Raw genomic sequence first — 23,703 nt, forward strand, 5'->3', positions numbered from 1 at the left:
TCGTCGAAATGACAAGTTTGCGAGTTTTTGTGTTTTTCTAAAAAAAAAATAGATTTTATTCTTAGTTTTTCTATTTGTCGACAAACAAGTCTAGCCCTGATTGAAGCATTTGTTTGAGCTCTTTTTTATTCTTTATCTGAATAAAAAAAGCGAGTGTGTAAAGCAGGAAATAGCTTCAAATACTATTCTAAGAGAGATTTGAAAAATAAGTGTTTATTCAATAAAATTTCTTGTATTTTTGCAAACTATGCAAGAACCAAAAAAACATCAATTAACCGACTGGTTACCAACAACAAACAAGGAAGTTAAAATTCGTGGTTGGGAAGAGTTAGACGTTATTTTATTTAGCGGAGACGCTTATGTAGATCATCCATCGTTTGGGCCTGCAGTAATTGGGCGTATTTTAGAGAGTTATGGATTGCGAGTGGCTATTGTGCCGCAACCAAGTGTAAACGATAATTTACAGGATTTTGAGAAATTAGGGAAGCCTCGTTTATTTTTTGGAGTTACTGGTGGTTGTATGGATCCGATGGTTTCTAATTACACCGCAAGTAAACGAAGTAGGGATAAAGATGCGTATACGCCAAATGGAGATAAAGGTTTTAGACCCGATTATGCAACATCTGTATATTCTAAAATATTAAAAGATAAGTTTCCGGATGTGCCAGTTTTAATTGGTGGAATTGAAGCTTCTTTAAGACGTGTAACACATTATGATTACTGGTCTGATAAGTTATTGCCTGGTATTTTAGAGACTTCTAAAGCAGATATGTTGGTGTACGGAATGGGGGAGCAGCCTTTGCGAGAAATTGTAGAATTATTGCAAAAAGGAGTTCCTTTTTCTAGTTTAAAAAATATTAAACAAACAGCTATTTACGTTAATGAGAAGGTTGAAAAATTACCCGTTGTAAATGATTGGGAAGATGTTACAATTAATTCTCATGAAGCTTGTTTAAAGGATAAAAAGACATTTGCTTCTAACTTTAAAGTGATAGAGCAAGAATCTAATAAGTTAAAAGCACGTAGAGTTTTACAAAAAGTAGGAGAAAATACGTTGGTGATTAATCCGCCTTACCCAACAATGACAGAAAAGGAAATTGATGGTTCTTTCGATTTGCCTTTTACACGTTTACCACATCCAAAATATAACAAACGTGGGCCAATACCTGCGTTTGAAATGATAAAATTTTCTATCAACATTCACAGAGGATGTTTTGGTGGTTGTAGTTTTTGTACAATTTCTGCGCATCAAGGAAAGTTTATTGCAAGTAGAAGTCAGGAGTCTGTTTTAAGAGAAATTGATAAAGTGGCAAATATGCCGGACTTTAAAGGGTATTTATCTGATATTGGTGGACCTTCTGCTAATATGTATCAGATGAAAGGAAAGGTACAGTCTATTTGCGACAAATGTGTTGCGCCTAGTTGTATATCGCCTGTGATTTGTTCTAATTTAGATACGTCTCACAAACCTTTAACAGAATTATATCAAGCAGTTGATAAGCATCCAAAGATTAAAAAATCTTTTATTGGAAGTGGAATTAGGCATGATATGTTGGTGCCTGAATTTAATAAAAATGCAGATCCAAAGGAGTTAGATGCATATACTGAAGAGGTAATGACAAAGCACGTTTCTGGTCGATTAAAAGTTGCGCCAGAACATACTTCTGATCCTGTTTTAAAATTGATGCGTAAGCCGTCTTTTAAATATTTTCATATGTTTAAAGAGCGTTTCGATAAGATAAATATTAAGAAGAAATTGAATCTTCAGTTGATTCCTTATTTTATTTCTAGTCACCCAGCAAGTGAGGTGGAAGATATGGCAAATTTAGCTGCAGAAACCAAGGATATGGGCTTTCAGTTAGAACAGGTGCAAGGTTTTACACCAACACCAATGACGGTTGCAACGGTAATTTATTATTCAGGATATCATCCGTATACTTTAAAACCAACGAAAACTCCGAAATCTAAAAAAGAGCGTGAAGATCAACATAAATTTTTCTTTTGGTACAAGAAAGAGAATAAAGATTGGATTAAAAACACGTTAAATAAAGTAGGAAGACAAGATTTATTACAAAAATTATTACCAGAAAATAATTCTTGGAAAAAGAATAAAAATGCAAAAGAAGTAAAAAATACTTTTGATGATGCAGTTCCTGTTCCTTTTAATAAGCGAAAGAAAAAAGTAAGTAGAGCTCCAAAAAGAAGGAGGTAATATTTATAAAATTATATAGCAAAAAAAGGTCTGGTTTATTATAAACCAGACCTTTTTTACGAATAAGAAATTTTTAAATAATCAGTTATGATTTTTTAAAATTCTTTTCTGCTTTTGTAACGTTCTTTTTTAGCTTTTTTATTTTATCTAACCATTTTTGGTCGTCATTAGGAGATAAGTCGCCTTTCTTTTTAAGCTTATTGTATTTTTTAATACCACTCTCTAGTTTGTCGTTTGCTTTGCTTAATTTTTTCTGAGCTTTTATTTTACTCTTTAACGCCTTTTCAGCTTTTTTTAGTTTCTTTTGGGTTGCTTTTTTTTCTTTCTCTGCTTTTTTTGCAGCTTCTATTCTGTCTTCATTTATTTTATGAATAGCAAAAATTTCATTTACTTTTTCAGGTTTTAAGGTTTTTGTTACATCTACTTTTGCTAAATAAATTGATTTCCTTTTAACAGTATATGTTGTGTCTTTATAGACTACTTCTTGTGCGTAAGAAGTTGCTGCTAAAAAAAGAAATATTAAAACTAATAGGGATTGTATTTTTTTCATGATTGTATTTTATGTCTGTTACTTATTAGACACGTAAAATTATAAAAAGTAACATAGAATATAAAGATAATGTAAATGTTTATAATGGGTTTTCTGATTTTAATGAAAATTAGTTCAAGAAAGTTACCTTTTAAAATAAATGCAGTATTTTTACTGTTCAAATAGAGTGAATTACAAAAAATAGTTATAATTGATGAAAAAGAAAGTATTTGTATCAGGTTGTTTTGATATGCTACATAGTGGGCATATTGCATTTTTTAAGGAAGCTTCTACATATGGAGATTTATATGTAGGTATTGGTTCCGATGCTACTGTGTCTGAATTAAAAGGGCGTCATACTATAAATTCTGAACAAGAAAGAATTTATATGATTAATGCAATTAAATATGTAAAAAATGCTTTTGTGAACTCTGGTTCTGGAATGCTAGATTTTAAAGAAGATCTAGAAGCATTAAAACCAGATTACTTTATTGTAAATGAAGATGGTTTTTCGCCTGCAAAAGAAGAATTGTGTGACGAATTAAATATTGAGTTAAAAAACTTGAAAAGAATTCCGGATGCAGGTTTACCAGAAAGATCTACCACTTCTTTAAGAACCGGAGGTAATTGTAGTTTGCCTTACAGAATAGATCTTGGAGGTACATGGATCGATCAACCTTATGTATCTAAATTTCACCCAGGTTGGGCAATTACACTTTCTTTAGAACCAATTATTGAGTATAATGAACGTTGCGGAATGTCTACTTCTACTAGAAATGCTGCAAAAAAAATATGGCCTCATTATTTACCGTTAGAAAAACCACAAAAATTAGCAGAAATACTTTTTAAGTTTGAAAATACACCAGGTTCTACCATGGTTTCTGGAGCTCAAGATGCAATAGGTATTTGTATGCCAGGTCTTGTTAGACATTATTATAATGATGGTTATTGGCCAACTCAATTTGAATCTGTACATGATGAATCTATTTTAGGTTGGTTAGAAGATCATATTCAGATGGTATTATTATGGCCTAGAGAACAAGGTTTAGACTTATTAGGTGAAACCTATATTACGGAAGATAATGTAAAGTCTTTAGCAAATGCTTCTGAGGAAGTTTGGGATGCGATTCAAAATAAAGATTTAGAAAAGTTTTCTGCAGCATTTTTAAAGTCATTTGATGCACAAGTAAAAATGTTCCCAGCAATGGTAAATGATAGAATTCTTAAAGAAATAGAAAAATATAAAGAAAAGTCACTTGCTTGGAAACTAGCAGGAGCTGGAGGAGCAGGATATTTAATTTTAGTTTCTGACAAACCTATTGAAGGTGCAATGAAAATTAAAGTAAGAAGAAAAGAAGCTTTATAGTTTTTATACGAAATACAATTAAAGTTTTTTATCCTTTTTTTAAAGGATGAAAAACTTTTTTTTTGCTTTAAAATAACTGAATTAGAAACTCAATTGTTCTTTAAATAAGTAAGATTGTCTTCTAGAAATTTCTATTTCTTCGCCAGAATTCATTTCTATTTTTAACTTTCCGTTAAACCAAGAAACCACTTTTTTAACATGGTTAATGTTGATAATCTGTTGTCTGTTAGCTCTAAAAAACACTTCTGTTGGTAGTTTTTCTTCTACTTGTGCTAATGATTTGTAAATTAATGGTTTTTTCCCATCAAAGTAAACCCGCGTGTAATTGCCTACAATTTCAAATAGCGAAATATCCTTTAATTTTACCAACCAACAATTTTCTCCGTCTTTAATAAAAATTTGTTTCTCTAAACTTAAAGCATTCTCATTTTTAGTAATAGTAGTTGTTTCATTTTTACTAATACTTTCAATTACTTTCTCAATACTTTTAGAAAATCGTTTTTGATTAATTGGTTTTAATAGGTAGTCAAAAGCATTGTATTCAAAAGATTTAATTGCATATTCATCAAACGCAGTGGTAAAAATTGTAATAGGTACGTCATCTAACATTTCTAAGAGTTCAAAACCATCTTTTTCTGGCATATTGATGTCTAAAAAAAGGAGATCGGGCTTTGTGTTATTAATCAATTTAAAAGCATCATCTACATTTTCAGCTTCTCCTATTATTTCTATTTCCTTGTGTACCTTAATAAGTTCTTTTAACTCATTACGAGCTAGACGAGAATCTTCTACAATAACTGCTTTTAACTTTATCATATTAGTGGAATTTTAATAGAGGCAATTACGTGATTTTCTATTTCTACTAATCTAAAATTAGCAGTTTCTCCATAGAGTAGTTTTAACCTCTTTTTAATATTTTTTATTCCTAATTGAGTACCTTTTTTAGTATTTTGTAATGTACCTGAATTTATAACTTCGATTTGCAAATGATTACTTTCTATAGCGGTCGATAGGGTTATTTTACCTCCTTGTTTTAAATTAGAAATTCCGTGTTTCAATGCATTCTCAATTAACATTTGAATGATCATTGGTGGAATTTGTTTGCTTAAAGAATTTTTATCAATATGAGTTTCGAAGTGCAAACGATCTTCAAATTGAATTTTAGAAATTTCTATGTAATTTTCTACCATTTCTAATTCATCTTCTAGAGAAATTGAATTTAGAACACTTTTTGTAAGAGAATAGCGTAAAGTTTCTGATAAGCTAGTAAGCATATTTCTTGCTTTATCAACATCTTCTAGCATCAGCCCACGTATATTATTTAAGCTGTTAAACATAAAATGTGGATTGATTTGTCCTTTTAAAGTGTTTAATTGAGATTCTTTTAGGGTAGCTTTTAATTCTAACTGTTTTATCTGAACCGTTTTTAATTGATGGTAAATTTTAATGGTTAAAAAAACAAAAAGCCAGATTACAAATAAGGTAGAAAAATAAAAAACATTATATATTTTACCTACAAAAGTCATTATCTGAGCAGATTCGTAATTGGTGTACTCTTGAACAAAATCTAACATAGGCCAGATAAATAAGGAGTATAATGCTTGTACAATTGTAAAAATTAGAAGAATTTTCCAAGTAATAGGCTTCCAGTCGCTGTTAAAATTAATTTTTTTATCAACATAAAAAGAGATTAAAAATGTTAGCGTAAAAGCAAGCAGTGCACATGTAATAGTTTCTAGCCAATAATATAATATCTGTTCAGGAGCTAAGATAGTTCCAGAAAGAAATAGTTTTGGTCCAGCCAATGTTGCTGTAAATAAAAGGACCCACCCAATGAGATTGAATAGTATATAAAATCTTTTTAAAGATAAATTCATGTATTAAGTATTCTAATTGTCTAACTTACAAATTAAATCTAATTTTAATTTTTTTTTATCAATTATTGAATGAATTTATCACAAGAATACTTGAAAAACAAATTCAATTGTTTTTTCAACTATTTCTATTACTGCTTTTACAATTACAATCATAATTTATTGTTTTTAGAATGGTTTGGTAAATGTAAGTGAGTAAACTACTTTTTAATTTGATAATATGATAAGCGGTAATTTGAATGTGAGCAACGGGAATTTCATCTAATCAATAAAATAAAGAATGATAAGTTTTACAATAAACATCTTAGTGTTCTGATTGTCAGTGTTTTTTTTAAGTATGTTTTCGCGTTTTAAGGTTAAAAATTATTATCCTTTTTTCTTTCGATGTTTGCCTCTCGGTCCATCTCCTTTATAAAGTACAATTTCTGAATGTAATAACTTTGCAGCCTCTTCGGAATCTTTTACTTTGGAAGCACTGCGAGCTATCATTTCAGCTTCAAATTTAGTGAGCACACTTTTTCGTAGTCCAATTTCTCTCCATTTAGATAGTTGTTTGCAGTTTTTAGTAATGCTTCGTGCAAGCGATAAAGCATCTAACAAAGCTTGGTTTGCTCCTTGTCCTTTAAATGGACTCATTGGGTGAGCTGCATCTCCAATTAGTGTTACTTTAGAACCTTTTTCTAATAATTCGGGTTTTAGTAATTCTCGGTCATAAACAGGATAACCTGATATTTGAGCTTCATTGGTCGCAGTAACAATTTGTGGAATAGGACTGTGCCATTGCGTTCTTTTACAGGCTTCTTCTTTAAGATATTTAGCTCCTTTACTATTAAGTTCTTTTGCTTTTTTTTCTGATAAAGGAAAACTAAGTTGCCACATGATGGTATCCGAATCGAAAGGCATCATATAGATGCGTTCATTACCATTAGCAGTTTGAAAAACGGTAGCGGAATCTAATAATGGGCTTACAATTCCTTCTAGATTCTTTAGAGGGCAAATACCTAAAATAACGATACAGTTTAAGTAGCGTAAAGGAGAAACATGATTGCCAATTAACTGTTTTCTTACAGTACTTCTAATTCCGTCTGCACCAACAATTAGATCTGCTTTTTCTGTTCTAACTTTGTGGTTTACTTTAAAGCTGAGATCAATACTTTCATCTTCAGACTCTTTGTAATTTAATAATTGATGTCCCCACTTTATGCTATCAGTATTGCCCAACTGCTCTAGCAAAGCCAAACGTAAAGATTGTCTTGCAATGTGAATATTTGTCCGTTTTGGCGATGTTTTTGTTTCTGATCTTCCCCATTTTCTAACTCCCCATTCGCCAATTATTTCTCCTTCGGTAGTATGAACTACATGTCTGGTAGATGTAATTCCGTCTTTTAAATTTACAATACCTAAACCAGCCATTGCTTTGCTTGCTTGTTGAAGGGTAAGTCCGTAGCCTTGAGAGCGAGTATTAAAACTAACATCTCGTTCATAAAGTGTAAAAGGGATTCCGCGATGCAAACAGGCAATAGCGAGTGCAACACCTCCAATTCCGCCACCAATAATTGCAATATGTGGGTAGTTCTCTTTGTCTACAGTCGGTAAGGTATTAGATTCAATAAGTCCAGTTCCTTTACATTTAACACAGGTGTCTAGTTGTCCTTTAGGTAAAACCGGAGCGGTAATTTCTCCATTAGACTTTTCAAATTGTTCTAATGTTTTTTTGTAATGGATTCGTGTTTTTTTAGGAAGACTTTTCCTTTTTTTTCCCGTGCCTTTACAAGTTTTGCAAACTCCCCAATAGACTTCTTTATCTGTCACTTTAGTTATTTTTATCAGTTTATAGATTTTTCTAAAGACTATTTCTAATTATCTCTGAGGCAGATTTATTTTATATAATTTTTAAAATAGAAACGAAGTTATTTCTTTACAGCAATCATCATATGCGGACTAAAAGGTAATAAATACTCATCATTTTGAGTGAGATTTTGCAATGCTTTTAATGTTTTCGATTTTTTCTTATCTAACATATTTGCAAAATATTCATTGTCTAACCAAATCATTCCTTCTACGGCAAAGAGGTTTATAAAGTTGAGGTTTTGCTCTAGAAACTCCGCTTTTAATCCTGCTGGTTTGTGGTAAAAAGCATCTGCTAATAGAAAAGGAAAATCTTTAGGCGCATCATGAATTCCTGTAGTAAGTTCTTCCTTGCACATATTAAAGAAAGAGTTTGCATGAATCATTCCATTCATTAAACCAACAACGGTAGAGGCAGTTGCGTTAATAGCAAAACCTAAAATAATTCCGCCTTTTTTTAATACTCTTTTAGCTTCAAGAATGGCCGCAACTCTATCTTCTCTTTTTTGTAAATGATATAAAGGTCCGTGTAAAATTACCAAATCGGCAACATTGTCTTCAAAAGGTAAATTTTTAGCTTCACCTATAGCAACAGAAAAAGGGTTTTTTAGTTTTTTGGCTCTTTTTTCAGCCAATTTTATATGTTTTAAAACAGGTTCTATTAAATGAACAGTATGATTATTTTTTGCCAACCATTCAGAATATTTACCGGTTCCACCACCAACATCAATAATTCTAGATTTTGGGTTGGAAATATGTAATTGTATGAGATCTTTAATACGTTCAAATTCAAAAATTCCCATTCCTTTTTCTAGTCTGGTTTCTTCTGAAGCTTTGTTGTAAAAATTGTCTAATTCTTTACTGATAAGAGTTTTATTTTTCACCTTAAATGTTTAAAAGATAAAAGTAAATAATTATAAACATTAAATTGTCATTCCGAAGAAAGAATGAGGCAAAATCTATTTAAAGAATAGATTTATCAATCGTTTCTCATTATAAATTGAGAAACGATTGTAAATAAATACATTTTATACTATTCTTCCTTGCAACGATAAAATTATTCTTTTAAATGCTTGTTAAAAAAATCGATGGTTCTTTTCCAAGATAAATCAGCTGCTGCCTCATCATATCTAGGTGTTGTATTGTTATGAAACCCATGGTTTACCTCAGGGTAAAAATGTGCTTCGTGTTCAATATTATTTTCTTTTAAAGTTTTTTCAAAAGCAGGCCAACCATCATTAACCCTTTTGTCTAAACCGGCATATTGCAATAGTAAAGGAGCCTTAATTTTTTTAGCATCTTCTGTTTCTGGTTGCCTTCCGTAATATGGAACGGCAGCTGCTAATTCAGGTATTCTTACTGCCATCATATTAGAAATCCAACCACCAAAGCAGAAACCAACGACTGCTACTTTTCCGTTACATTCTTTGTGAGATTTTAGGTAGTTGTAGCCAGCAATAAAGTCTTCTAGCATTTCGCCTTGGTCTCTCTTTTTTTGCATATCTCTACCATCATCATCATTACCAGGGTAACCTCCCATTGGAGAAAGTGCATCTGGCGCTAAGGTTATAAAATCTTCTAAGGCAGCTCTTCTGCCAACATCTTTTATATACGGGTTTAATCCTCGGTTTTCGTGGACAACTATAATTCCGGGTAGTTTACCTTTTGGATCTTTAGGAATGGAGAGTAAGCCTGTCATTTTTTTTCCACCTTTAGGAGAGGCATAATTTATGGTTTCAGATTTTAATCTAGGATCGTTAGGTTCTACCAAAATAGAATCTACATAATTAGGAGAAATAAAGCTCAATAAAGCTGGCAATGTAATTGCACCAACAGCATATAAGGATAGTTTTTTTAGAAATTGCTTTCTGTCTATTTTGTTATGTGCATAGTCGTCATATAAGTCAAATACTTCTTGACTAATGTCTTCTTTTTTAAGTGCTGCCATAGTTGGGGTATTTTAATTTTTGTTAAATTTAAACTAAGATAAATAATAAGATGATGTTTATGGTTAATTTATTTACAAACTTTACAATCTTCTTTTTCCTTAATTTCTCCAACCAAATTACCATCATCATTTAAAACAAAACCGCAACAATCCATAAAGCCCTCTGCAATTAATTTTCGAGCACGTTGTATTTGAGATTTTGTAGTTGGTAAAGACTGTTTTAATTGATCTGCAACCTCTTGCTGTTTCATCCCTTTTATATCCGAAAGAAATAATGGGTCTCTGTACTTTTTTGGTAAATGATTTAAAATGCCTATTAAACAGTCTTGTTCTGTATGTTCTTCTTTTAAAATACTAGTTTCAGCTTCAAAATTGGCAATTTCAAAAGTTTTATTGTTAGTTCTCCAGTAATCTAAAATAGAATTTCTAGCAACCGTAAAACACCAAGGTTTTAGCTTTTTAATATCCTTTAAGGTATGTAGTTTTGTATGGATTTTAATAAAAGTATCCTGCAAAATATCATCTGCAATAGTGGTGACTTTTACTTTGCTGATAATAAATCGTTTTAAATCTTCAGAATATAAAGTCCAAACTTGTTTTGTTTTCATACAGTATTTTTTATTCTAAAATGTCATTCCGAATTAAAGAATCAAAATTTTTATCAAAACTTAATTCGGAATGGCAGTTATTTAACAATTACAATTGTTACAAGTACAGTTTGTACAAGTACAATTTTTACAATCTCCGGTTTTACAACCTTCACAATTACAGTTACAGTTTGTATTTTTCATGATATTCTATTTTAATGTTCACCTAATAGACGGAGTATCATTTAAAAAGATGCATTAATTTAAGAAATATTTTTTTAATTCTTTTCTAATATGATTCTTTTTTACTGGAGATATGTTGGTACCGCCTGTATTGCCTATAGGAACCCAAATTAATGTAAACAAAATAGATGCAAAAATTCTTAAGACTTGCCCAATAATTTCTTTACTGTTTTTTGTTTTACAACCCAATATCAACATGTAATAATGACTTAAAGTATGTCTGTACAAGTTATTTTGTCCTAAGATATGTGCGTTTTCTAAATGATAAAAAGCCGTTTTATACTGCTTTTTGGCTAGTGCTACTTTTACGATATTTAATTGGTTCTTGAATTCTGATTTCAATTTTTGATTGCTCATATTTTTTCTAATAGACAAAGCGCTATCTATAAAGATGCAGAAAATCTAAAAAAAATATTGTTATCAATTACCATTTTGCTCCAATAAAATGTTTGGTTTAACAAAAATAAAAGTATTTTTTTTATTAGAGTATTGATGATTGCTTATTTTAGCTTATTCAAACATTTTCTATTTTAGTTTTTATGATTTTAAAAAAGAAAAGATTATGGCAATTAAGTTTTGCGATGTCTTTATTACTATTGTTTTTAGCTTGTTCCAAACAAGATGTTATTCGCCCGAATATAAAAAATAAACTAGCTAGCTTAGATAGTATTACGCAAACACAAACAGAAGATTTTTTTTTAGAATTAGATAGTTTATTACAAAATAGTAAAGATTTAACATCTTTAGAACGTGCAATGTTGCTGTTTAAAAAAGGAGAATTTTTATATATAAACTTTAAATATCAAGAAGCATTTAATACGCATTTAAAGTGTTATAAATTATTTGTTGAATTAAATGATATTTATAACCAAGGGCGTAGTTTGATAACATTAAGTGGAGCTTCACTACATATGGGAGATGTAGAAACATCGCAAATATATGCGCTTAAAGCATTGCATTTGGCAAAGTTAATAGAGGATAAAAGAATAGAGGGTAAAGCTTATAATCAACTATTTAATCTTCATTATAAATTAAAAGATTATAGCAAAGCATTGTCTTACATAAATGTAACAGACAGCTTATTTTCTAAGGGTATTGATACTGCTTCTATTATCTCTATAAAGAATAACAAAGCAAGTGTTTATTTACAATTAAAGGAATATAACAAAGCTTTAAATAGTTATGCTGAAGCGATGTCTTTAAGTCAATCTAAAAAAAGCCCTAAAATATTAGCGAGTATTCTAAATAATATTGGCTTTACTTATATAGAAGCTAATAAATATGAAAATGCAGAGAAGTTTTTAAGAGGTGCTGCTACTTTAAATAACAATATAAAAGCTGTAAATGCTGCGCCTTATAAAGGCTTGGGGAATTTGTTTTTATTAAGATCTAAGAATGATTCTGCACAGGTTAATTATTACAAAGCATTAGATATTTATGTTGCTAATAAAAATGTTAAAGAAGAAATAGAGGTAAGGGATAAATTGGTTGCAATATCTATTCTGACAGGAGATTATGCTAAGGCTTTAGATAACCAAATAATTAGAGATAGCTTGCAGTTGAATGTGAGTGCTTTAGAAAAAGATAGACTATTAAATTTTGCAAATGTTAATTATGAAGTTAAACAAAAAGAAACTGAAATAAATCATCAAAAAGAAATAAATACCAGAAATCAGTGGCTTTTAATAAGTACTATTTTGTTGTTTATATTTCTTGCGATTGCAACGGCTTTTTATGTGTATAATACCAAGTTAAGAGCAGCTAATAAAGCATCAAAGTTAGAGCAAAGTTTGTTGCGTGTACAAATGAATCCACATTTTATATTCAATACATTGGCTGCTATTCAGAATATAACTTTAGAAGGAAATGCTATAAAATCATCTAATTATATTGCTAAGTTTTCTAAGTTGATTAGGCAAAACTTCGATTATGTTAGAAAAGAATCAATCTCTTTAGATAAAGAAATTGCCATGATTTCTAATTATATAGAAACACAACAATTGCGCTTTAATAATGTTTTTTCGTATACAATAGAAATAGATCAATTGATGGATGTTTCTAAGATACAAGTGCCGCCAATGTTGTTACAACCTTTTTTAGAAAATGCTATAGAGTATGGTTTAAAAGAGAAAAAAGAGGATGGTAAATTATTGCTTCAAATAGAAAAAAAAGGAGATGAGCTGTTATTTGTTATTTTAGATAATGGAGTAGGGAGATCTGCAAAAGCAAAAGAAGAAGAAGTAACGGAAGACCTACATGCAACAACTATTTTTAAGGAGCGGTTAAAAATGAGGAAAAAGGGAGAAGAAAAATCGTTTATACTTCAAGATTTATTTGATAAAAACAATAATCCCTCAGGAACAAAAGTATTTTTTAAATTAAAACTTTAATGATAAAAGCAGTTATAATAGAAGACGAATTTAATGCATTAAATACATTAGATAAATTGATGACCTATACTCAAAAAGACATTGAGGTTGTGGCTAAAATAGACAATGTTGAAGAAGCTATTTCATTTTTAAAAGAAGAAACTCCAGATTTAGTTTTCTTAGATATAGAGTTGATTGGTGGTAATGCTTTTCAGATTTTGGAAGCTTTAGATAGTATTGCTTTTAAAATAATTTTTACTACTGCTTATGATGAGTTTGCTATAAAAGCAATAAAGTTTGATACGATAGATTATTTGTTGAAACCGATCGATTCAGAAGAACTATCAGAGTGTATAGATCGATTTAGGGTTGGTTTTAAAAAAGAACAAGTTTATAAAAATGCATTAAACCAAGTTTCTGAAATTAATAAAAAAGAAATTGATAAAACCTTATTAATAAAAACAGCGGATGCACAATATTTTCTTCAAACAAAAGACATTGTTCGCTGTCAGTCTGATGGTGCGTATACTATTTTTCATACTGTTGATAAAAAAATAATGAGTGCTCGTAATCTAAAATATTACGAGAATATTTTAAGTGAACACACCTTTGTGCGCATACATCAATCACATTTAGTAAATATAAAATACATAAAAACCATTAACGCCAACAACACTGTTTACTTAACAAACGGTGAAAAAATACCTGTTGCTACACGTAAAAAATCGTACTTAAAACAGATTTTAGATACGTTATAAAAGCAATTATAAAACGAAGAACGACAAATGTAAAACGGTTTCAAAAACATCCTAATCAAATCTTAGTTTTGAGGTAAATAAACAAATAACCTTTAAATTAAAATATCATGGGATTAAAAGAAAACAGATTTACAAAGACATTTCAAGAAGAACAATTTCCAGAATTGAAAGCACAAATAAATGAAGCTGCAGGTTTTGATGTTACTCTAAACATTGAATGGAGCACTTTATTTGAAGATCGTTTTTTACATCTTTATTCAGATTCATACCCAAAAATATATTTCTTACCAATTATAGAAGCTTTTAAATCTATTGCTAGTGACGATATGGGAAAAGAAGCATTAGCAGAAAGCTTAAAAGAAATACACATATTAAATACCAAAGATCATCACAATCCTGCTAATGGATTTACATTTTCAGATGGAGTTTTAACGATAGATCATAGTCCTATTTCAAATGCACCAGACGTTAATAGTAGAATTAAAGTGCTTGTTAACTTATTGGAAAATAATTTATAAGAAGCATTTTATATTTAGTGTAATTGGTAAAAGATATTGGTATGCATAAAATCATTTTATATAGTGTTTTAATCGGAATTTCATTCTTGTTTGTTGGTTGTGGAGTTTCTAATACGAACGCAAAAAAAGGGTTTGTAGCGTATTTAAAAGAGCACCATAATAACAAATATGAAATTCTAACTTTTGAAAGAAATTTTAATGCTGCCAATATGGACCCTAATTTATACTGGGTAGAATTAGCGCTTAAAGAAAACCTTAAAGTTGTTATAAATTTTGAATGGGATGCTAAAGATAAAGCGCTTTGTGTTTCGTCTCATGATACTGAAGATAGGAGTATTAAGGCGTTAACAGAGTATCAAAAACAAGAAATTGTATTGAGAGAGGAACTGTACGAAGTGTTAGATGAAGATGTTTTAAGTGTTGATGTAAATGTCTTTAATCATTCTATTAGTATTAGTTTAAACTCTGAACCTACATTTAATAAGTTTCATTATTTTTCAAATAAAATTGGTAACGTTTTAGATAAATATCCAGATACCTGGACAAGAGAAGCTCATGTAGATTTTAAAATAGAAAAGGAAGAAAAGGGTTTTTATGAATTGATAGTAAAACCCACTGCATATAATGATAGCACAGAATTATATAGATATAAGCAAAATGCTATTGTTGCAAATAATTATGGATCTGTAAAGGCAGAAAATATAGATTACATAATAAGAAAAGAATTTTCTAAGCCAAATTCTCCTGTTTTTTTAAGTAATATTTGGGTCAATCAAAAAGATTTAAATTCATTTTATATCGCTTTTGAAAAACATGAACCAAGAAAAAGACTAGAAAAAGATCAGTCTTTAACCGAAGTAGTAGGGATGTATTTAGTTGAAATGAATTATCCGAATTTAAAAAAGAAAAATTTAACCTACTACGATTATAAAACTACAGATAAAGATGATATTTTTCTTTATTTATTTACACAGTTGCCACAAGATTACCAATATCTCATAGCAGATTTATAACACTATTTTTTATCATGAAAAACACACATTATTATAAAGCGTTTGTAGCCCAAACGCCAGAGGAAATCTTACGATCTGTTTTTAAGAAAGAAGAAGACATTTTAATTGCTATTTCATTAAACAATGGAGGTTATGTAGAAGGCATAATTCTAGATTTAAAAGAAGACAATAACCATAATAAATCGGTTTGTATGCTTTCTCAGCATGAAGAAGTAACTTTTTTAAACCTACATAGTATTGCAATGATTACTGTAAAACAACCTGAAAAAATGGTTGTAGAATTATCTAAAGGAGCTATTAGTAGGCCTTTATCATCAGAAAACGAAGATTTAACTGTTTTGCAACTAAAACGTTGGTTGCAAAGTGAAAAAAGTTTACTTGGAAGTCATATAAAAGAATTCGATATCAATGATATTTCTCTAAGTGAAATAAATACGAGACTGAATATTCAGGATGTTTTTACAGCATTAAAAAGTGCGATACATCAAGTTATAACAGACGAATTAGGTAAAGAAGCTTGGCAAGGTGTAGAAACTATTATTCTACAACAAGCAGATAAATTAGATCTTAAATATCAGGGAGAAATACTAACCATAGCAATTAGTATTGAAAAAGCATTACCAGAAAAATTAGCTACTATTTTTGAAGAAAAACTACTTCAAATATTATAAAATAAATACAAAATTAATAAAATTAAAACAACAGAATTATGGGACTTAAAGAAAAAAGAATTATCCAAGCATTTCAAAAAGAATTATTTCCAGCATTAGAAACAGAAATTAATACGGCAGCCGGTTTTACGGTTCCTTTAAATATTTCTTGGAACACTTTAATGGAAGATCGATTTTCTCATTTATATAATGATACGTTTCCTAAAATCTATTTTCAGCCATTAATAGAAGGTTTTAAAGCAATTTGTGTAGATGATATGGGAATTGAACTTTTAAAAGCCGGATTAAAAGAAGTTATTATCATTAATGAAAACGACGAACATAATTTAGAACGTGCAATTACTTTTGAAGATGGTGTTTTAAAAATTGACCATAGTCCTATTGTTAATGCAGATCAAGTAGATCGTAGATCTGCTCGTATTATTTCATTATTAGAAGATAAGTTAGAGGAATTTTCTGAGAATGGAAGTACAAATACTACTTCGGAATCTGCCGAGAGCTCAGAAAATAAAACCACTGAAAGTTCTCAAAAGAAAACAATCGACATTAATGAAATGTACAACCGATCTTTTGTAACATCAATGGAGAAACAAGAGATTTTTAACGAAATGGTATCAGGGTTGGACTGGAGCTGTGATATGGCTGAAGGTAAACTGACTTTCGGTGAAGATAAGGTGTTTGATATTCAAATATTTGGTACGTATTCTGAGAATGAAAAAAGTTGGATGTGGGCATGGGCAAATACCCAAAGCGGAATATCTGAAACATTTTTACAGACCTCATTAGCAGTAAAAGCATTTGGTAAAGCATTAAATATAACTGATTTTACTACTCCTAAGTTTGAGGTGGAAAGTGATCCCGGTGCTTTTTTCGCTACCATCGCAACTGCGTCTATAGGTGAAAGCTGCTATGTACCCTTAGCTTTTAAAGGTGTAATAGTTTATGTAACCATAAAATCTGAAGAAGCAGATAGTAAAGCTAAAAATACAGCAGACTCCATATGTTCTCATATTTTAAAAGTAACATCTGAATATACTTTTCCGCAGAAGTTTAGCCTGTACTTTTATCTAACAGCTAAAGGTTACGATGTAGCGTTTCCAGGTAATAATCTTGTAGCGAAAAAAGGAGAAGATCAAATTTTAGGAATATTTGATTTAAAAGGACGATTGATGAAAGTTTCTAATTCAAAAATAACAGTTCAAGCCTAAAAAGTATGTCATATATAGCAGAAACACTTTCAGAATTAGAAAAAGAACATCAAGCGGCTTTAAATACGGCGCAAGAAAAAATGTTAACCGATTTAAATGATGCACAAGCGTCAGGAAATTTCGATAAAATACAAGAAGCTAGTATTGTTTTTCAAAATTTAACAACAGAACTAGCGGCAGAATATACCAAACGTATAGAAGAGATAAATGCTTTAAATCATAAGGCAGAAGTAGAAACCGTAGAAGGAATCTATACAAATAATAGAGCTGATATCGACCTAAACCTATTAGTTTATGATGGTGATAGAGATTATGTTATTGCTTTTCAACAAGACGATTTAATACAAAAAACGTTAGAAAAAGTAAATAAGAATAGTGGTAAATTTAAGTCTAGAAAGCATTTATTAAAATCTAGTTTAAGGTTGACAAAAACCTTAGCGCCAATGCTTCATGAAATAGGAGAACATTGTAAAAAAACATTAAAGCTTAAAGCAGATATTGAGTTTTTTGTATATCAAGGAGATACTTTTAACGCTTCTTGTTATCCGCCAGACGACAATAAATTATACATTATTTTATCATCCGGAATTTTAGAGCGTTTCTCTAAAGAGGAATTAACTTTTGTTGTTGGTCATGAAATAGGACATGTACTTTTTGAACATTTTGATTATCCTGTAAGACAAATTTTAGATACTGGAGAAAATGATTTAGCTCCAATTCACGCAATGAAATTGTATGCTTGGAACAGAAATGCAGAAATAAGTGCAGATAGAGCAGGATTGTTATGTTGTCAGAATTTTGAAGCTGTAGGTCGTACTTTCTTTAAATTATCATCTGGTGTAACTACAGATTCTTTAGATTTTCAATTAAATGCTTACATAGAACAGTTTGTAGATTTAGAAGAGGTTTTAAACGATTCTAATTTAGATCCTTCAGATTGGTATAGTACTCATCCGTTTAGTCCGTTAAGAATTAAAGCGTTAGAGCTTTTTAATAAAAGTGAAACGTATGCAGCTTTTAATGATTCTATTTCAGGTGAAATTACAGAGGAAGCAATGGAGGTAGAAATTAAGCGAATTATGTCTTTAATGGAACCTGAAAATTTAGAGGATGAAGGTGAACATTCTGAGAAAATACAACGTTTAATGTTTTTAGGAGGATATTTAATTTCGAATGCAGATGGTGTAGTAGACGATTCTGAAATACAAGCTTTAAGTAGTATTGTGGCTCCTAAAGTTTTTGCCAATTGTATGATGACCATAAAAGGGCTTACAGAAGATGAAATGATTAGCGAAGTACAACAGCTTACTAAAGACTTAGATGTTGTGTTATCCGTGATGCAAAAGTTAAACATTTTAAGAGATTTATCTATTATATCTTATGCTGATGGAGAAATAGATGATAGCGAAGTAAATGTTTTGTACAATTTAGCAAGGCTTTTATATATTAATACAGATTTTATAGATCGTGTTATTGGTGATGCACAAGGAGTTTAATAAAAAATAAGTAGATACTGTTTAAGAGTTGGGGGACTTTTATTACAGTTAATTAGAAAGGCAGTTTTTTATAATACTGCCTTTTTTAAAGACTTTTATGCTTCTAAGATATTTAATTTTGGTTGTTATATACCTTATTATTGTTGATGCATAATGAGTTTAATATATAATTAATAAATACTGTCTAAGGGTTGGGGGATCCTTATTACAGTTAGTTCGAAAGGTGGTAATTTTATATTACTGCCTTTTTTTAAACTCTAAAGCTACTGAAACTTCTTGTTTTGGTAATCTTCTACTGAATATACTATCAACAAAAATGGAAGGTTTATAGGTGCAATCTCAAAATTAGATGAAGCCAAGTTTACTCCAAATTCTATTTTTAACTTCATTATCACAGACCCCTATAAAACTATAATCAAGGCTTTTGAGACAATGTCATTCTATTAGGTCTTGTGTTTTTCCAGTTGATAAAAATGTAACTGTTATTTTTTAATTGATATTGAATTCCATACCCCGAATAGTTGTCTTTTTTATCTAAACCAGTGTATGTTCTTTTTTGGTTGTTAATTTGGTAATAAATTCCTTGTTTTTAGTTTATGTATTAAAAAAATGTTGAGTTTAATCTTATGGCACAATAAAATATTCCTCTTTTGAAATTTAATTTATGTTGTTTTTATGTAGAAAAAGGAAATAAATAAATGGGAAATAAGGTGGTTTAAGAAGTTTATAAAAGCTAAAATCCGCTCATTAAGAACGGATTTTTAATAATACAGTATGTTTAAAATTATTTTGTTTGAAACTTTCTATTTTGTTTTAACAATTATAACACCATTAGCACCTCTCACACCATATCTAGCTGTTTCTGGACCTTTTAAAACCGTTACAGATTTGATATCTAAAGGTATAATTGCACCAAAAATCTCTTGTGATACATTAGTTTCATTTAATATAAATAAAGGAGTCATATTTCCATTTAATGAATTGTATCCTCTAATGGATATTACTTCGTTTGATGATACATTTACGCCAGGAATTTGTCCTCTTAAATAATCGTAAATAGAATTGAACTGACCGGAATTTGTTTGTTTTTGATTTTTAGTATTGCTGGTTATTGGTATATCATTTCCTTTTTCAATTTTTATAATGATGTTTTCTTTTCCGTTATAAGCTATTTTTTTTATACCAATTTTTGGATGAAAAGCACTAATTTCTTTTGGGACAAATTTTAATTTTGTTTTAAAAACACCACTAGAATTTGTCCACGCACTTTGTTTAACGTCATCTAACAGTATAATAGCTCCTGAAACAGGTTTGTTGTTAACATCTTTTACTCTAATTGTTAATTTATTTGCTTGAGAACTCATGCCAAGGCTAAAAAATATAGTACTTAATAGAATAATAATATGTTTTTTCATAATCATAATCATAATTTTTATTTTAGTGCTAAATATAGCTTTTTATTACATATTCCTCCTATACTGTCCGCCAACTTTAAATAACGCTTCCGTAACCTGACCTAAAGTACAAACTTTTGTAGCTTCCATTAATATATCAAACAAGTTTTCATTTTGTATAGCTGCTTCTTGTAAAATTGCAATTTGCTGTTCAACTTTCTTCGGATTTGCTTTGTTGAGGTTTTCTTTTGTTTTAATTTGATGTTGCTTTTCCCCTTCAGTGGCTCTAATAACTTCTGCAGGTTGAACCGTTGGAGATCCTTTAGAACTTAAAAATGTATTTACACCAATAATTGGGAATGCTCCATTATGCTTTAAAGTCTCATAATATAAACTTTCTTCCTGTATTTTAGAACGCTGATACATCGTTTCCATAGCACCTAAAACACCACCACGTTCTGTAATTCTGTCAAACTCTTCTAAAACGGCAGCTTCTACTAAATCGGTTAATTCTTCAATAATAAATGCTCCTTGTATTGGGTTTTCATTTTTAGTTAATCCTAATTCTTTGTTGATAATTAACTGAATTGCCATGGCTCTTCTTACGGATTCTTCAGTTGGAGTGGTAATCGCTTCATCATATGCATTTGTGTGTAAAGAATTACAATTATCATTAATAGCGTACAATGCTTGCAGTGTTGTCCTAATATCATTAAAATCAATTTCCTGAGCGTGCAAAGAGCGACCAGAAGTCTGAATATGATACTTTAACATTTGAGCCCTTGGGTTTGCGCCGTATTTATTCTTCATCGCTTTTGCCCAAATTTTACGAGCAACTCTTCCAATTACAGAATATTCAGGATCTATTCCGTTAGAGAAAAAGAAAGATAAGTTGGGTCCGAATTTGTTAATGTCCATTCCTCTGCTTAAATAGTATTCTACATAGGTAAACCCGTTAGACAAGGTCAGGGCTAATTGCGTAATTGGGTTTGCGCCGGCTTCTGCAATATGATATCCAGAAATAGAAACGGAATAGAAATTTCTGACTTGTTTTTCTATAAAATACTCTTGCACATCACCCATTAAGCGCAACGCAAATTCTGTAGAAAAAATACAGGTATTTTGCGCCTGATCTTCTTTTAAAATATCTGCTTGTACGGTTCCTCTAACTTGAGCTAGTGTGTCTTTTTTTACTTGTTGATAAACCTCAGACGGTAAAACCAAATCTCCCGTTAAACCTAATAATAGTAAACCTAAACCATTGTTTCCTTCAGGTAATTCACCTTGATATTTTGGTCTCTCTAAGCCTTTTAAATCATAAAACTCTATAAAAGTAGCTTCAACTTGTGCTTCTAATTTATTTTCTATAATATATTTCTCACAATTTTGATCAATAGCGGCATTCATAAAAAAGCCTAACAACATAGGTGCTGGTCCATTTATGGTCATCGAAACGGAAGTCATTGCGTGACTTAAATCGAAACCAGAATATAGTTTTTTAGCATCGTCTAAACAACAAATTGAAACACCTGCATTACCAATTTTTCCGTAAATATCCGGTCTTTTTCCAGGGTCGTTTCCGTATAAAGTAACCGAATCAAAAGCAGTAGAAAGGCGTTTTGCATCCATTCCTAAGCTTACGTAATGAAATCTGCGATTTGTTCTTTCTGGACCACCTTCACCTGCAAACATTCTAGTTGGATCTTCTCCTGTTCTTTTAAACGGATATAATCCTGCGGTGTAAGGGAATTCTCCAGGAACATTTTCTTGTAAATTCCAACGTAATAAATCTCCCCAAGCTTGGTACTTTGGTAAAGCTATTTTAGGAATTTGTGTGTGTGATAAAGACTCTGAATGTGTTTCTATATTGATCTCTTTATCACGTACTTTAAACGTATAAATTGGGTTTTTATATTTTTGAACTTTCTCATCCCAGTTCAAGATAATTTCCCAATTTAAAGGATGGAGGTTTAGTTTTACTTTTTCGAATTGGGCAAGTAGTAATTTTAAGAAGTAGGTTTCAGATTCCTCGTCACTCGTCCCTCTTTCTGTCGGAATGACATTCGACTTGTCATTCTGAACTTGTTTCAGAATCTCATCTTCATCAAGTCCTGTTTTAGTAAGAACAGATTGCTTTGTTCTTTGCAATGACTTATTATTTTCTGTAATAGAAAGTATTGTCTGATAAATTCCGTACAATTTCTGAGCAACCACTACCTGATCATCAACATTTTGATCATACGTTCTATTGCTTTCTGCTATTTCAGATAAATACCGAACTCTTGCAGGCGGAATTACAAATATTTTTTCAGACATTTCTGTGGTAATTTCCATGTTCGATTTTAAATCTACACCTGTTTTTTCAACCAACTTGTCCATAATACTTTTGTACAAAGTATTCATTCCTGGATCGTTAAATTGAGATGCAATGGTACCATAAACAGGTAAATCATCTTGGTGTATATGCCATAAATTATTGTTACGCATGTATTGTTTCTTCACATCTCTAACAGCATCTAAAGCGCCACGTTTATCAAATTTATTGATAGCTACTAAATCGGCATAATCTAACATGTCAATTTTTTCTAATTGTGTTGCAGCACCAAATTCGGGAGTCATTACATATAAAGAAGTGTCAGAATGTTCTGTAATTTCGGTATCCGATTGCCCGATTCCGGAAGTTTCTAAAATAATTAAATCGAATTCAGCTGCTTTTAAAATATCAATAGCTTCATTCACATTTTTAGATAAAGCTAAGTTAGATTGACGAGTCGCTAAAGAACGCATGTACACGCGAGAATTGTTTATGGAGTTCATTCTAATTCTGTCTCCTAAAAGTGCTCCGCCTGTTTTTCTTTTTGATGGATCTACAGAAATTATTCCGATTGTTTTTTCTGGAAAATCAATTAAAAATCGACGTACCAATTCGTCAACTAAACTAGATTTTCCTGCACCACCAGTTCCTGTAATTCCTAAAACTGGGGTAGAAGTTTCTATTAGTTTATCTAAAGGTGAAAATATCTTTGTAAAATCAGTATGGTTATTTTCTGCTAATGAAATTAATCTTGCAATTGTATTTACGTCTTTGCTTTTTAAGTTTTCTAAAACTTTTTTACTTTCTAATTCCAATAGCCAACCTCCATCTTCATTACAAACTTTAAGAGCATTATTTGAGTCAGATTGGAGTTCCTTCCCTTCGGGAAGGTTAGGATGGGCCTCGGCTTTTTGCACCAATTCATTAATCATTCCTTGTAAACCTAATGCTCTACCATCATCTGGAGAATAAATTTTTGTAACACCATAATCCATCAATTCCTTTATTTCTTTAGGAAGGATTACACCACCACCACCACCAAAAATTTTGATATGTTCAGCTCCTTTTTCTTTCAATAAATCAAACATGTATTTAAAATACTCAGTATGACCTCCTTGGTAAGAAGTGATTGCAATGGCATTTACATCTTCTTGAATGGCACAATTTACCACCTCTTCCACAGATCTATCATGACCTAAATGAATTACTTCTACGCCTGTAGCTTGAATAATTCTACGCATAATATTTATAGAAGCATCATGTCCATCAAAAAGAGCAGTAGCAGTTATAATACGTACTTTGTGTTTTGGTTTGTAAGGTGTGATTTGTTTCATTCGTAAAATTTATGTAAAATT

The 23,703-nt window shown here is 30.6% G+C and carries 19 protein-coding genes; 9 read left to right on the forward strand and 10 right to left on the reverse strand.

Annotated features, from left to right (window positions below):
* The first annotated feature begins 247 nt into the window (after positions 1 to 247).
* Positions 248 to 2,212, forward strand: coding sequence for a YgiQ family radical SAM protein (locus tag GQS57_RS08155; RefSeq protein WP_165732283.1), 1,965 nt, complete (start codon positions 248 to 250; stop codon positions 2,210 to 2,212).
* 85 nt (positions 2,213 to 2,297) lie between these two features.
* Here the strand turns inward: GQS57_RS08155 and GQS57_RS08160 are convergent, their stop codons facing one another.
* Positions 2,298 to 2,762: a glycine--tRNA ligase subunit alpha gene (locus GQS57_RS08160; protein ID WP_165732285.1), complete on the reverse strand. Its 465-nt coding sequence runs from the start codon at positions 2,760 to 2,762 to the stop codon at positions 2,298 to 2,300.
* A 193-nt stretch (positions 2,763 to 2,955) separates the two neighbouring features.
* Between GQS57_RS08160 and GQS57_RS08165 the strand changes: the two genes are divergently transcribed.
* The gene (locus GQS57_RS08165; RefSeq protein WP_165732288.1) at positions 2,956 to 4,107 is read left to right on the forward strand and encodes an adenylyltransferase/cytidyltransferase family protein; all 1,152 of its coding nucleotides are present in this window, start codon (positions 2,956 to 2,958) and stop codon (positions 4,105 to 4,107) included.
* Positions 4,108 to 4,188: 81 nt separating this feature from the next.
* Here the strand turns inward: GQS57_RS08165 and GQS57_RS08170 are convergent, their stop codons facing one another.
* From GQS57_RS08170 to GQS57_RS08200, 7 genes are all read right to left on the reverse strand, one after another.
* Positions 4,189 to 4,923 carry a LytTR family DNA-binding domain-containing protein gene (locus GQS57_RS08170; protein WP_165732290.1) on the reverse strand — a complete coding sequence of 245 codons (735 nt, stop codon included), beginning with the start codon at positions 4,921 to 4,923 and terminating at the stop codon, positions 4,189 to 4,191.
* Entirely contained in the window at positions 4,920 to 5,984 is a 1,065-nt protein-coding gene (locus GQS57_RS08175) for a sensor histidine kinase (RefSeq protein WP_165732292.1), read from the reverse strand. The genes GQS57_RS08170 and GQS57_RS08175 overlap by 4 nt, the downstream gene beginning before the upstream one ends.
* A 363-nt stretch (positions 5,985 to 6,347) precedes the next feature.
* On the reverse strand, positions 6,348 to 7,802 hold the full coding sequence (locus tag GQS57_RS08180) for an NAD(P)/FAD-dependent oxidoreductase (protein WP_165732720.1): 1,455 nt from the start codon (positions 7,800 to 7,802) through the stop codon (positions 6,348 to 6,350).
* A gap of 89 nt (positions 7,803 to 7,891) precedes the next feature.
* Positions 7,892 to 8,713, reverse strand: a complete 822-nt coding sequence (locus tag GQS57_RS08185; protein WP_165732294.1) for a class I SAM-dependent methyltransferase — start codon at positions 8,711 to 8,713, stop codon at positions 7,892 to 7,894.
* 173 nt (positions 8,714 to 8,886) lie between these two features.
* Positions 8,887 to 9,777, reverse strand: coding sequence for a dienelactone hydrolase family protein (locus GQS57_RS08190; protein WP_165732296.1), 891 nt, complete (start codon positions 9,775 to 9,777; stop codon positions 8,887 to 8,889).
* Positions 9,778 to 9,845: 68 nt separating this feature from the next.
* Positions 9,846 to 10,385 (reverse strand): sigma-70 family RNA polymerase sigma factor, encoded by a 540-nt coding sequence (locus GQS57_RS08195; RefSeq protein ID WP_165732298.1) that lies wholly within the window; start codon positions 10,383 to 10,385, stop codon positions 9,846 to 9,848.
* A 237-nt stretch (positions 10,386 to 10,622) separates the two neighbouring features.
* A complete protein-coding gene (locus tag GQS57_RS08200; protein WP_165732300.1) occupies positions 10,623 to 10,964 on the reverse strand; it encodes a DUF3703 domain-containing protein in 342 nt (113 codons plus the stop codon).
* A 182-nt stretch (positions 10,965 to 11,146) separates the two neighbouring features.
* Between GQS57_RS08200 and GQS57_RS08205 the strand changes: the two genes are divergently transcribed.
* The 7 genes from GQS57_RS08205 (at position 11,147) to GQS57_RS08235 (ending at position 18,640) form a co-directional block, all read left to right on the forward strand.
* A complete protein-coding gene (locus tag GQS57_RS08205; protein ID WP_165732302.1) occupies positions 11,147 to 12,997 on the forward strand; it encodes a histidine kinase in 1,851 nt (616 codons plus the stop codon).
* Positions 12,997 to 13,734, forward strand: coding sequence for a LytTR family DNA-binding domain-containing protein (locus GQS57_RS08210; protein ID WP_165732304.1), 738 nt, complete (start codon positions 12,997 to 12,999; stop codon positions 13,732 to 13,734). Before GQS57_RS08205 ends, GQS57_RS08210 begins: the two co-directional genes overlap by 1 nt.
* Positions 13,735 to 13,841: 107 nt before the next feature.
* Complete coding sequence (locus GQS57_RS08215) at positions 13,842 to 14,252, forward strand: hypothetical protein (RefSeq protein WP_165732306.1); 411 nt, start codon at positions 13,842 to 13,844, stop codon at positions 14,250 to 14,252.
* Positions 14,253 to 14,293: 41 nt separating this feature from the next.
* Positions 14,294 to 15,265: a hypothetical protein gene (locus GQS57_RS08220; protein WP_165732308.1), complete on the forward strand. Its 972-nt coding sequence runs from the start codon at positions 14,294 to 14,296 to the stop codon at positions 15,263 to 15,265.
* Between the two features lie 14 nt (positions 15,266 to 15,279).
* The gene (locus GQS57_RS08225; protein WP_165732310.1) at positions 15,280 to 15,936 is read left to right on the forward strand and encodes a hypothetical protein; all 657 of its coding nucleotides are present in this window, start codon (positions 15,280 to 15,282) and stop codon (positions 15,934 to 15,936) included.
* Between the two features lie 38 nt (positions 15,937 to 15,974).
* The gene (locus tag GQS57_RS18845; RefSeq protein ID WP_205860239.1) at positions 15,975 to 17,144 is read left to right on the forward strand and encodes a DUF6882 domain-containing protein; all 1,170 of its coding nucleotides are present in this window, start codon (positions 15,975 to 15,977) and stop codon (positions 17,142 to 17,144) included.
* 5 nt (positions 17,145 to 17,149) lie between these two features.
* A complete protein-coding gene (locus GQS57_RS08235; RefSeq protein ID WP_165732312.1) occupies positions 17,150 to 18,640 on the forward strand; it encodes a M48 family metallopeptidase in 1,491 nt (496 codons plus the stop codon).
* A gap of 803 nt (positions 18,641 to 19,443) precedes the next feature.
* Here the strand turns inward: GQS57_RS08235 and GQS57_RS08240 are convergent.
* Both GQS57_RS08240 and GQS57_RS08245 read right to left on the reverse strand, forming a co-directional pair.
* On the reverse strand, positions 19,444 to 20,055 hold the full coding sequence (locus GQS57_RS08240; protein WP_165732314.1) for a TonB-dependent receptor plug domain-containing protein: 612 nt from the start codon (positions 20,053 to 20,055) through the stop codon (positions 19,444 to 19,446).
* Between the two features lie 45 nt (positions 20,056 to 20,100).
* Positions 20,101 to 23,682, reverse strand: coding sequence for a methylmalonyl-CoA mutase family protein (locus GQS57_RS08245; protein WP_165732316.1), 3,582 nt, complete (start codon positions 23,680 to 23,682; stop codon positions 20,101 to 20,103).
* Positions 23,683 to 23,703: the final 21 nt, after the last annotated feature.

Origin of the sequence: Polaribacter sp. 20A6 (genome assembly GCF_011378915.1) — a bacterium.
In the GTDB taxonomy this organism is placed as follows: Bacteria; Bacteroidota; Bacteroidia; order Flavobacteriales; family Flavobacteriaceae; genus Polaribacter; species Polaribacter sejongensis.

What these genes read in the sequence shown, in the direction of transcription:
- GQS57_RS08155 (WP_165732283.1), top strand. Translation starts at nt 248, where the DNA reads ATGCAAGAACCAAAAAAACATCAATTAACCGACTGGTTACCAACAACA.
- GQS57_RS08160 (WP_165732285.1), bottom strand. Translation starts at nt 2,762, where the DNA reads ATGAAAAAAATACAATCCCTATTAGTTTTAATATTTCTTTTTTTAGCA.
- GQS57_RS08165 (WP_165732288.1), top strand. Translation starts at nt 2,956, where the DNA reads ATGAAAAAGAAAGTATTTGTATCAGGTTGTTTTGATATGCTACATAGT.
- GQS57_RS08170 (WP_165732290.1), bottom strand. Translation starts at nt 4,923, where the DNA reads ATGATAAAGTTAAAAGCAGTTATTGTAGAAGATTCTCGTCTAGCTCGT.
- GQS57_RS08175 (WP_165732292.1), bottom strand. Translation starts at nt 5,984, where the DNA reads ATGAATTTATCTTTAAAAAGATTTTATATACTATTCAATCTCATTGGG.
- GQS57_RS08190 (WP_165732296.1), bottom strand. Translation starts at nt 9,777, where the DNA reads ATGGCAGCACTTAAAAAAGAAGACATTAGTCAAGAAGTATTTGACTTA.
- GQS57_RS08195 (WP_165732298.1), bottom strand. Translation starts at nt 10,385, where the DNA reads ATGAAAACAAAACAAGTTTGGACTTTATATTCTGAAGATTTAAAACGA.
- GQS57_RS08200 (WP_165732300.1), bottom strand. Translation starts at nt 10,964, where the DNA reads ATGAGCAATCAAAAATTGAAATCAGAATTCAAGAACCAATTAAATATC.
- GQS57_RS08205 (WP_165732302.1), top strand. Translation starts at nt 11,147, where the DNA reads ATGATTTTAAAAAAGAAAAGATTATGGCAATTAAGTTTTGCGATGTCT.
- GQS57_RS08210 (WP_165732304.1), top strand. Translation starts at nt 12,997, where the DNA reads ATGATAAAAGCAGTTATAATAGAAGACGAATTTAATGCATTAAATACA.
- GQS57_RS08215 (WP_165732306.1), top strand. Translation starts at nt 13,842, where the DNA reads ATGGGATTAAAAGAAAACAGATTTACAAAGACATTTCAAGAAGAACAA.
- GQS57_RS08220 (WP_165732308.1), top strand. Translation starts at nt 14,294, where the DNA reads ATGCATAAAATCATTTTATATAGTGTTTTAATCGGAATTTCATTCTTG.
- GQS57_RS08225 (WP_165732310.1), top strand. Translation starts at nt 15,280, where the DNA reads ATGAAAAACACACATTATTATAAAGCGTTTGTAGCCCAAACGCCAGAG.
- GQS57_RS18845 (WP_205860239.1), top strand. Translation starts at nt 15,975, where the DNA reads ATGGGACTTAAAGAAAAAAGAATTATCCAAGCATTTCAAAAAGAATTA.
- GQS57_RS08235 (WP_165732312.1), top strand. Translation starts at nt 17,150, where the DNA reads ATGTCATATATAGCAGAAACACTTTCAGAATTAGAAAAAGAACATCAA.
- GQS57_RS08240 (WP_165732314.1), bottom strand. Translation starts at nt 20,055, where the DNA reads ATGAAAAAACATATTATTATTCTATTAAGTACTATATTTTTTAGCCTT.
- GQS57_RS08245 (WP_165732316.1), bottom strand. Translation starts at nt 23,682, where the DNA reads ATGAAACAAATCACACCTTACAAACCAAAACACAAAGTACGTATTATA.